We start from the raw sequence: 8521 nt of genomic DNA, 5'->3' as shown, positions 1-8521 counted from the left end.
TCGCGCTGCCAGCGGGCGAAGTAGGCGTAGACGGTCTCCCAGGGCGGGTAGTCGTGCGGGAGGTAGCGCCAGGGGATGCCGGTGCGGTCGATGTAGAGGATCGCGTCCAGCAGGTCACGCAGTTCGTGCTCGGGCGGCCGGCCGAACGCGAGGGCCCGTTCGGTTCGGGCCTGTCGCCAGGCGGTGAGGGTGGGCTCGACCAGGGCCCAGCGGGCATCGGACAGGTCGCTCGGATACGCTCGACGATCCGTCATGATGACGGCATACTGCGGGATCGCCACGCTGCCCAGGGCTCGCGGCCCTCGAAGGACGAACACTCTCAGGCTCGGCTTCCGGGGACGAGACAGGAGGAAGCACACAGTTCCGGCGGACATTCGCGCCACAGCGACCCTCCTGTCACCAGAGCCCCAAGCGCCACCGGACGTGAGCGGCCTGGGCGCCCCAGAAACCGGGACCAAGCCGCCCGTTTACGGGTGAAACGCCCAGTTACTGATCGTTTCAGAATGACTTTCGAAGGCGCCGGAGGCAGATGATGCTGGCGGCGAGGTCGAGTAGTCCTTGGTGGAGGTCGGCTCGGCGTTCGTAGCAGGTGCGGAGGTGCTTGAACTGGTGGAGCCAGGCGAAGGTGCGCTCTACGACCCAGCGCACTTTGCCGAGTCCGGAACCGTGGGCGACGCCACGTCGGGCGATCATCGGCTTGATGCCGCGCTTCCACAGCAGGCGGCGGTACTTGTCGAAGTCGTAGCCCCGGTCGGCGAACAGCCGCCGGGGCCTGCGCCACGGGCGTCCTCGCAGTCCTCGAACCGGCGGTATCGCATCCAGCAGGGGCAGCAGCTGGGTGACGTCGTGGCGATTGCCTCCGGTGAGCGTCACGGCGAGCGGGGTGCCACAACGGTCCGCGATCACATGGTGCTTGGAGCCGGGGCGGGCACGGTCGACGGGCGATGGGCCGACATGATCCCCGTTACCTTCTTCGTGGCCCCGCAACGGGGCTCCCGGCCTCCGGGCCCGGCATGACTGAGATCCCAGTCGATCATGATCGAAAGGGTGATGTCACCGAGCACCGGAGGCATTGGCAGACCGCTGATTAGGGGCACTAGTAGATTGTCGCAGCTTAATTTCGCTGCGTGGTTGGGTAGAGGTGGCGTAGTTTCACGCGTGCGTCGTCGGTGGTGAAGTGCCAGTCGGCTTGACGCTGGTTGCCGTTGGTGTGCTGCTGCCAGGCGGCAAGTTCGGCGTTGAGCATGTCGAGATCGTCGATGCGGCGGTCCAGGCACTGGCGGGTGAGTGCGGAAAGCTCGATCTCGGCGATGTTGAGCCAGGACCCGTGTTTGGGGGTGTAGTGGATCTCCAGGCGCTGGGCCAGCGCGAAGGCCTTCCCCAGGTCGAACGCCTCGTAGAGCGAGGCGGTGGAGTGGGTGTTGAGGTTGTCCATCACCAGCACGACCGTGCCGGCGTCCGGATAGTCCACGGTCAGCAGGCGCTCGACCTGGTGCGCCCAGTCGACCCTGGTCCGGCGGGACTGCGCGTCGACGCGCCGCCATCCTCGCAGCGGCTCGACCCAGCAGAAGATCGAGCAGGTCCCGAAGCGGACGTACTCGTTGTCCTCGCGCCGGTCACGGCCCGGCCGCGCGGGAAGCGGATCGCGGACGTGGCCGAGCAGCTGGTACGGCTTCTCGTCCATGCACACCACCGGGCGCGCCGGATCGAAGGGGCGGCGGTAGACCGCCAGGACGTCCTCCATCGCCGCGGCGAAGGCCGCATTCGCAGCCGGCGGGATGGTCCAGCACTTCTTCACGTGAGGACGCAGTTCCGTTTTTTTAACACCCGCCCGATCGTGGAATGGTCCAGATTCGGGATGTCCTCGACCAGCGCAACGTGCTTCTCCAACCGGCGCAGCGACCACCGGGCGTGCCCCTTGGGCGGCGTCGAGCAGGCCAGCGCGATCAGCCTCGCCTCGACCTCACCGGTCACCGCAGAGGGCACCGGCGGGAGTGCACGTTCCTTCCGGCCGACCGTGGCCCACACATCGCCGCCGGTCTCCGCGTAGCGCTTCGAGATCAGGCGGACCGAATCGCACGAGACCCCGACCCGCTCCGCGATCACCGCCCGCGGAGCGACCTCGCCGGCCGAGGTGTCCAACACGAGCAGCACCCGCGCCCGCCTGATCATCGACGCGCTACGGACTCCCGTCGTCGTCACACGCTCCAACACCCGACGATCTTCGGCGCTCAATGCGACCGGATACTTCTTCTGCGAGGACACGGCACCCCTCCCCAGCCGAACGGAAGCGACAAGCGAAGCTCGCCCGACCCCAACTCCACCAACCAGAACGATACTTAGCCGCGACAGTCTACTAGACTCCCTGCGTGTCTTCCCATCAGCCGATAGGCCTGGCCGGCGGTCTCGCCCTCATCGCAGCCGTCGCCATGCGCGTTCACCGCGCACGGAGCAAGGGTCGGGAGCGGCCGGCGGTGACGCCACCGACCTTCGTGTACCGGGCACTTGGCGGTTCCAACCGCATCGACCAGACGCTGAACATCACCAACCCGAACGCCGTCGATGTGGCACCGGTTCTCGCGTTCACGCCCGTGAGCAGCGACGGGCAGGTCCTGACCGGGGTTCGGGTCGGCACGGCGTACGGCAGTGACCAGGGCGAGCTGGTGGTGTGCCCGGGCGGTGGCTTCGACGTGCTGACCTTCTCGGGTCCGGGCGCGGAGCAGGTGGCCGATGTAAGGGTGACCGTCACGAAGCTCTCGGCACTGCCCACGACCAGCCCGGGCGGCTACATCGATGCGAGGCTCACCCGCGGCGGTGCGGCGGTGCGGCGGTCAGCAGGTTCGCCCCGTTCGACGCGGTCGTCATGCACAACCCGCACCCGGTGCCGGTCAAACTGCGCGTCGTGCACCTGGTCTACGACTCGCCGCCGCCGGGAGCCTCGCAGCAAGTCGTGCACCGGACCCCGATCGGAGAGCTCGCCGTGGTGCCGCCCCAGGGCGACCTGGTGGTCCCCGTCCCCGCGTCCACCGCAGCACTGATCCGCGAACGCGGAGCCGGCCGGGCAGTGAGCGTCAAGACGTACCCCTCCCGGTAGCAGGAGCAGCCGGATGCCATCCCGACGTGCCCGCCGCGCAGCCCGGTTCGCCGGAATCTGACGGGTCCAGGACCCCCAGCGCGTACGACGCCGCGATTTCAACCTGAGTAACCTGCCCCAGCCGTCAAGACTCGATCTCCAACAGCGGCGTACTCGGAACGAGGGCTGCGCCCGCTGGAAGGCCGGCGGGCGCAGCCCTCGTTCGCGTTCACTGTGTTGTCAGGCGTAGGGCTGGAACACCAGCGCCCAGGCGACCCAGGCCACCGGGTACAGCAGGGCCGTTCCGGCGCTGCCTGCCTGCCGGGAGAGCCAGGCTCGCCCGCCGGGCGTGAGCCGACCGCGTTCCAGAGCGCGCCGGGTGATCAGGTATGCCGCTTGCCGGGCGGCGAACAGCGAGGCAGGGAGTGCCGTGACGGTGATCACGAGGAGGTCCATCACAGTGTTCCGGGGTATCAGACCAGCAGTGATCGCCAACGCTGCGGTGACCAGAAACCACGCCCAGGACCGGAGAGCGAATGAGCTCTCGGCACTGTGCCAGGCTTCCTCGTCCGTGCGGCGGATCCGACCTGGTCGAGTGCCCAGTACTGAGTCGACCGCGGCCGTGCCGTTTGCCGACAGCTCGGCCGCTTCGGCCCGGTCTCCCCGGCATGCCAGGAGCAGAATCGTGTACTGCATGGCCGTCTCGCAACGACGGACCGGGGTCATGACGGATCTCAGCCGCGCAGCCAACTGCGGAATCCCTCCCCACGGTACTCGCGGTATTCGCCGTACAGGCCGTGTGCAGTAGAGCCGTAGCCGTACCAACGGTCTGTCCGATCTGCGCGCTGGGTGCAGCGGCGATCATATTGGGCGGGCTGTTCGGCGGCCCTGCTACGGGCCCGCTTGGGCCGAGGTGGCCCCGGTCGCGGCCGGGCCTGCCGCCCCGTGCCCGGCCGACTCCTCCACCGGTCGTCCGTTCGGGGGATGCGCGCGGGTCCGGGTGCTGAGGGCGGTGACGGGCTGGGACGATGCCCCGGACGTGATCATCCGGAAGGCCCGAAAGCCGGGTCCGCGAAAGGAGTTCCGCAGTGGCAGACGACTGGGGGCCGTACCGGCCGTGCACCGCCGACGACAGGAAGGTGTTCCTCGCGGTGCCCGGCATCGTCGACCACGTGGGCCAGGGGCTGAAGTTCACCGGCACTGTCGACATCCTCCCCGAAGCCGTGCGGGCCTCGAAGACCGAGCCGAAGCGACTGCAGTACCTGGTCATGGGCGGACAGCCGTCCATCGATGCGGACGAGGACAACCGGGAGGGCTATGCCTTCGTCACGAACGGGGCCATCGCGGGCCCGTTCAAGGCCATCGTCCTGCCGACCCTCAGCTGAGCAGGTCGGCCCGGCTCGTGCGGATTTGGGTCACCGGGTGGCAGAGGGGGCAGTTGGAATTCCCGGGCAGCAGGGTTCGGCGTGTTCGCAGGGAGAATCTGCCCGTCCCGTCACGCTCAGCTACCGTTGGAGATCATTCCATTACCTTCAGTGAAAATGGGGTTGATCTCATGCGTCTGCGCAGCACCTTGGTGGCCTCCTTCGCCTCCCTCACCCTGGTCCTTGCCCTCCCCGGCCCGGCCTCCGCCGCCGTAGGAGCCTTCGAGTACACGGGCGGCGGCGGCCTGCCCCGCGTCCTGCTCGACCCGCCCTCCGGGGAGTGCATCAACCTCGCCGGAGCCACCGAGGACAACCCCGCCTCCGCCCCGGCCAACCTCACCAACGCGACGGCTACCGTCTTCCTCGACGCCGACTGCAACGGCGACGTCTACTACGTCATGGCCCCGGGGAAGCAGCTCGGCAGCAGGCTCACGCTCCGCTCGGTCGTCTTCTCCTGACCCCACGGCACGACCGGCCCCGCACCCCGGCCCGCCCTCGGGCATCCGCACCGTGCAGCAGCCGCCCCCGGGCGCCCGGGCCGGCCCGCGCACCGGCCCCGGCATGATCACCCATCGGGGTCGGTGCGCGGCACGAATTCCGGCGTACAGCGGGATGTGGCGGCGGGGGCGTCCCGGCGGATCGAGGGGACCCCTCGCGCGCCTACCCCGGCTGCGGACTTCGCTGGAGCAACCGGAAGCCTGAGGCACCGCAGGACGGGCGCAAAACCCTGGTGCGCCGCAGCCGTCCGTGCAGCAGAATCGAGCCGCACGGCCGACCGGGCCGAGGGCCCGCAGTTCTGCTGCCGGCGCACCACCGGTGCGGGTTCGGTCGGGCTCTGCGGGTGTAGCTCAACCGGTCCAGAGCAACCGTCTCTGATTGCAAGCGGAAGGCTGGGGGTTCAAATCCCTCCACCCGCACTCCGGCTGCCGCTGTCAGCCGGCCGCGGAGGCCCACCCCACACCTGGGGCGGGCCTCCGCGGTACCGCCGGGCTCTGCAGGAACCAGCCTCGCCAATGGGGCGACGGCGCACATCGGGGACCGAGCCGGGGCACGATGCCGAGTTCCTCGGTGTCGATGCCACACATGATCGCGGGGATGCCCGCCGACGTGGACGTGGCTCACGGCGGATGCTCCACCACGACTCGCTCCCCCCACCCGCACCGGCGGCCGGATCGAGCAGTTCACGATCCGCCTGCACGTCCCCGCCTGTTCCGGCGCAACGAGCGTGACGACGACGGTACTTACGTCCTGTGAGCCACGGCCCCGCCGACACCCGCGGTCGGGCGAGGGGCGTCACGCCCGACGCCGGCGCTCGAAGGCGGGTGGCTCGAAGGCGGGGACCCGGAGGCGGGTGGCTCGAAGGCGGGTGTCAGGGCGGTTCGTTCACCATCCCGGTCGGTGCGTCGCCGTGGGGCAGGCCGGTGAACAGGCAGTCCCAGCGCTCGCCGAGTTCCTTGAGCGCGGAGGCCGGCGGGTTCCCGCCCGTCCTGTCGTTCAGGGCCGCCATCTCGGCGAAGAAGCCGTCCAGCGCCGGCGAGGTGATGAACAGGAACCGCACAGCACGGGCAGTCCTGGCGCGCGATATCGTCAGCGTCGCTGCTGGCGAGGTCCTGACGGGCCGTCGCAGCCGGAACTCCCTCACGGACCCTTCCCGGAACACGGCCTGCCCGCCGTCTCAGCCGGCAACACTCCGGTAGTGGGTCGTCAGGACGCCTGCGTCGTACAGGACGTGGAAGGCGAGACCCGGGGGCAGGTCGAGGTGGACGTGGTCCGCCGAGTGGGCGCGGTGCTCCCAGGGCAGCCGGAGGGTGGAGACGACGCCGGGTGCCACCACCAGGGGACGGCCGGCGAAGGTTGTCGTGGCCGCGGTGTGGGCGTGTCCGCAGAGGAAGGCCGCGATCTGGGGGTGCCGGTCGACGACGGCCGCGAGTCGCTGCTCGCCGAACTGGCGCAGGCGGTCGACGAACGGGGTGTGCAGCAGGACCGGCGGGTGGTGGAAGGCGATGAGCGCGGGCACATCGCTCGGGCTCCGGGCGAGCACGTCGTCCAGCCAGGCCAGGGTCTCGTCCTCGATGAACCCCTCGTCCTTCCCCGGTATCGACGAATCGCACAGCACGATGGAGAAGCCGTCGGCGTGATGCACCTGGTTGATGGGAGCCGCCGAGCCGGGCTGACCGAGCAGCCCCTGCCGGAAGGCCGCGCGATCGTCGTGGTTGCCGGGACAGACCAGCACCGGATGGCGGGAACGGAGCAGTTCCCGTGCCTGCTCGTACTCGGCCACCAGGCCGTGGTCGGCGATGTCGCCGGTCACCACGACGGCATCGAGGTCGTGGGGAAGAGCTTCGAGGTAGTCCATCACGGCCCTGGTGCGGGCGATGCTGCGCTCGTCGGCGATGTGGATGTCACTCAGGTGGGCGATGACGGCCATGGTTCGAGGTCCTCGCTCGGATGTCCCGGGTCTCGGTACGACCGGGGCGCTCGTCGCCGCGCTCTCCGCGCGGGCTCCTGCGGAAATCTAGGCGGCAACCGGACCATGGGTAAGATCCGGTTTCGTGCCGAATCATTGGTCCAGTGCCGGGCTGGACCTTCATCTCGAGATCGATGCCGCGGGTGGGCGGCGGCTCGGTCTGGAGTCCGCCCTGCGCGACGCGATCCGGAGCAGTCGGCTGGCTTCGGGGACGCGGCTGCCCTCCACCCGCGCACTGGCCACCGAACTGGGGCTCTCGCGGGGCACGGTGACCGCTGCCTACGACCAGTTGGCGGAGGAGGGCTACCTGACCACGCGCCCCGGTTCGGGCACCCGCGTCGCCGAGGTGCCGGCCTTCGGCCCGGTCCCACCGGGCCCCGTTCCCGCGACGGCCGTCCCCCGCCACGACCTGCGCCCCGGGCTTCCCGATGTGGGGGCCTTCCCCGTTCGAGCCTGGCTCGGCGCGACCCGCCGGGTGCTGGCTTCGGCTCGGCCGGAGGTCTTCGGCGCCGGCGACCCGCAGGGACGGATCGAGCTGCGCGCCGCACTCGCGGACTACCTCGGGCGGACCAGAGGAGTGATCACCACACCGGACCGGATAGTGATCACCTCCGGGTTCTACCAGTCGGTGCACCTGCTCAGCAGCCTGCTCCGGGCGGCGGGTGTCACGGCCGTCGCCATGGAGGACCCGGGCCACAACGTCTACCGCGAGCTCGTCCAGCGCGCCGGACTCGCCACCCCGGCTCTGGCCGTGGACCACCACGGCGCTCGTGTCGGGACGCTGCCGCAGGGAACCGGGGCGGTGGTCGTCACGCCGTCCCACCAGTACCCGACCGGCGTCCCGTTGCACCCCCGGCGCCGCCATCTGCTGTGCGAATGGGCGCGTTCCACGGGTGGGCTGGTCGTGGAGGACGACTACGACGGCGAGTTCCGCTACGACCGCCAGCCCGTCGGCGCCCTGCAGGGCCTCGCTCCCGGCCATGTCGTCTACTGCGGAACGGCGTCCAAGACCCTCGGCCCGGCCCTTCGCCTGGCCTGGACGGTCCTGCCACCCGACCTGGTGGGCCCGTTCGTGGAGGCCAAGCAGCAGGCCGACCTCTACACCGAGACCCTGGGCCAGCTCGTTCTCGCCGACCTGATCGCCACCCGCGCCTACGACCGCCACATCCGCGCGGCCCGCCTGCGCTACCGTCGCCGCCGCGAACTGCTGCTCGGACGGCTGAACGGCTTTCCCGCCCTCGCACCGCACGGCGTCCCGGCCGGCCTGCACACCCTCGTCACCCTCCCCGCCCAGGGCCCCTCCGAGGACCGGCTCCTGGCCGAATGCGCGGCCCGGGGCATCGCGCTGCGCGGCCTCACCGAGCTCCACCACCGGCCGACGGCCGGCAGACCGGGCCTCCTCGTCGGCTTCGGCGCCGCCACCCGACACGGCTACCCCCTCGCCCTGGACGCCCTGATGTCCGTCCTGGCCGACATCGCACGCTGAGCCCGAGCCGTACCGGCTCCCAAGCGCCCCGGTGAGGGCGTGCGGGGCGAAGGCCGTCGGGCCGGGCCGCG

The 8521-nt window shown here is 70.3% G+C and carries 10 protein-coding genes, 1 tRNA gene and 1 pseudogene; 5 read left to right on the top strand and 7 right to left on the bottom strand.

Annotation, left to right across the window (positions count from 1 at the left end; translation table 11 throughout):
- The 4 genes and pseudogenes from AC2TEW_RS37725 to AC2TEW_RS37710 all read right to left on the bottom strand — a co-directional run.
- Window positions 1–254 (bottom strand): transposase (locus AC2TEW_RS37725; RefSeq protein WP_484627721.1); only part of this gene is annotated, 254 nt, incomplete at its 3' end.
- Between the two features lie 244 nt (window positions 255–498).
- Window positions 499–1032 (bottom strand): annotated as a pseudogene (locus tag AC2TEW_RS37720) (IS5 family transposase); the annotation flags it as partial.
- 82 nt (window positions 1033–1114) lie between these two features.
- Window positions 1115–1798: an IS630 family transposase gene (locus AC2TEW_RS37715; protein ID WP_484627720.1), complete on the bottom strand. Its 684-nt coding sequence runs from the start codon at window positions 1796–1798 to the stop codon at window positions 1115–1117.
- The gene (locus AC2TEW_RS37710; protein WP_484627719.1) at window positions 1795–2265 is read right to left on the bottom strand and encodes a helix-turn-helix domain-containing protein; all 471 of its coding nucleotides are present in this window, start codon (window positions 2263–2265) and stop codon (window positions 1795–1797) included. The genes AC2TEW_RS37715 and AC2TEW_RS37710 overlap by 4 nt, the downstream gene beginning before the upstream one ends.
- 598 nt (window positions 2266–2863) lie before the next feature.
- Here AC2TEW_RS37710 and AC2TEW_RS37705 point away from each other — a divergent pair.
- Window positions 2864–3094, top strand: coding sequence for a hypothetical protein (locus tag AC2TEW_RS37705; RefSeq protein ID WP_484627718.1), 231 nt, complete (start codon window positions 2864–2866; stop codon window positions 3092–3094).
- A gap of 219 nt (window positions 3095–3313) precedes the next feature.
- On the opposite strand, the gene AC2TEW_RS37700 is transcribed toward AC2TEW_RS37705, so the two are convergent.
- Entirely contained in the window at window positions 3314–3769 is a 456-nt protein-coding gene (locus AC2TEW_RS37700) for a hypothetical protein (protein WP_484627717.1), read from the bottom strand.
- A 392-nt stretch (window positions 3770–4161) separates the two neighbouring features.
- Between AC2TEW_RS37700 and AC2TEW_RS37695 the strand changes: the two genes are divergently transcribed.
- From AC2TEW_RS37695 to AC2TEW_RS37685, 3 genes are all read left to right on the top strand, one after another.
- Complete coding sequence (locus AC2TEW_RS37695) at window positions 4162–4458, top strand: hypothetical protein (protein ID WP_484627716.1); 297 nt, start codon at window positions 4162–4164, stop codon at window positions 4456–4458.
- Window positions 4459–4628: 170 nt separating this feature from the next.
- Window positions 4629–4955, top strand: coding sequence for a hypothetical protein (locus tag AC2TEW_RS37690; RefSeq protein WP_484627715.1), 327 nt, complete (start codon window positions 4629–4631; stop codon window positions 4953–4955).
- Window positions 4956–5334: 379 nt separating this feature from the next.
- Window positions 5335–5414 (top strand) — tRNA-OTHER (locus AC2TEW_RS37685).
- A 452-nt stretch (window positions 5415–5866) separates the two neighbouring features.
- Here AC2TEW_RS37685 and AC2TEW_RS37680 read toward each other — a convergent pair.
- Together AC2TEW_RS37680 and AC2TEW_RS37675 are read right to left on the bottom strand one after the other, a co-directional pair.
- The gene (locus AC2TEW_RS37680) at window positions 5867–6055 is read right to left on the bottom strand and encodes a hypothetical protein (protein WP_484623896.1); all 189 of its coding nucleotides are present in this window, start codon (window positions 6053–6055) and stop codon (window positions 5867–5869) included.
- Between the two features lie 117 nt (window positions 6056–6172).
- A complete protein-coding gene (locus tag AC2TEW_RS37675) occupies window positions 6173–6925 on the bottom strand; it encodes a metallophosphoesterase (protein WP_484623897.1) in 753 nt (250 codons plus the stop codon).
- Window positions 6926–7049: 124 nt separating this feature from the next.
- On the opposite strand from AC2TEW_RS37675, the gene pdxR reads away from it, so the two are divergent.
- Window positions 7050–8450, top strand: a complete 1401-nt coding sequence (pdxR, locus tag AC2TEW_RS37670) for a MocR-like pyridoxine biosynthesis transcription factor PdxR (RefSeq protein ID WP_484623898.1) — start codon at window positions 7050–7052, stop codon at window positions 8448–8450.
- The last annotated feature ends 71 nt before the right edge of the window (window positions 8451–8521 follow it).

It is taken from the genome of Kitasatospora sp. NEAU-CNBT7, from assembly GCF_057220535.1.
This window is presented reverse-complemented; position numbering and strand designations above follow the sequence as displayed.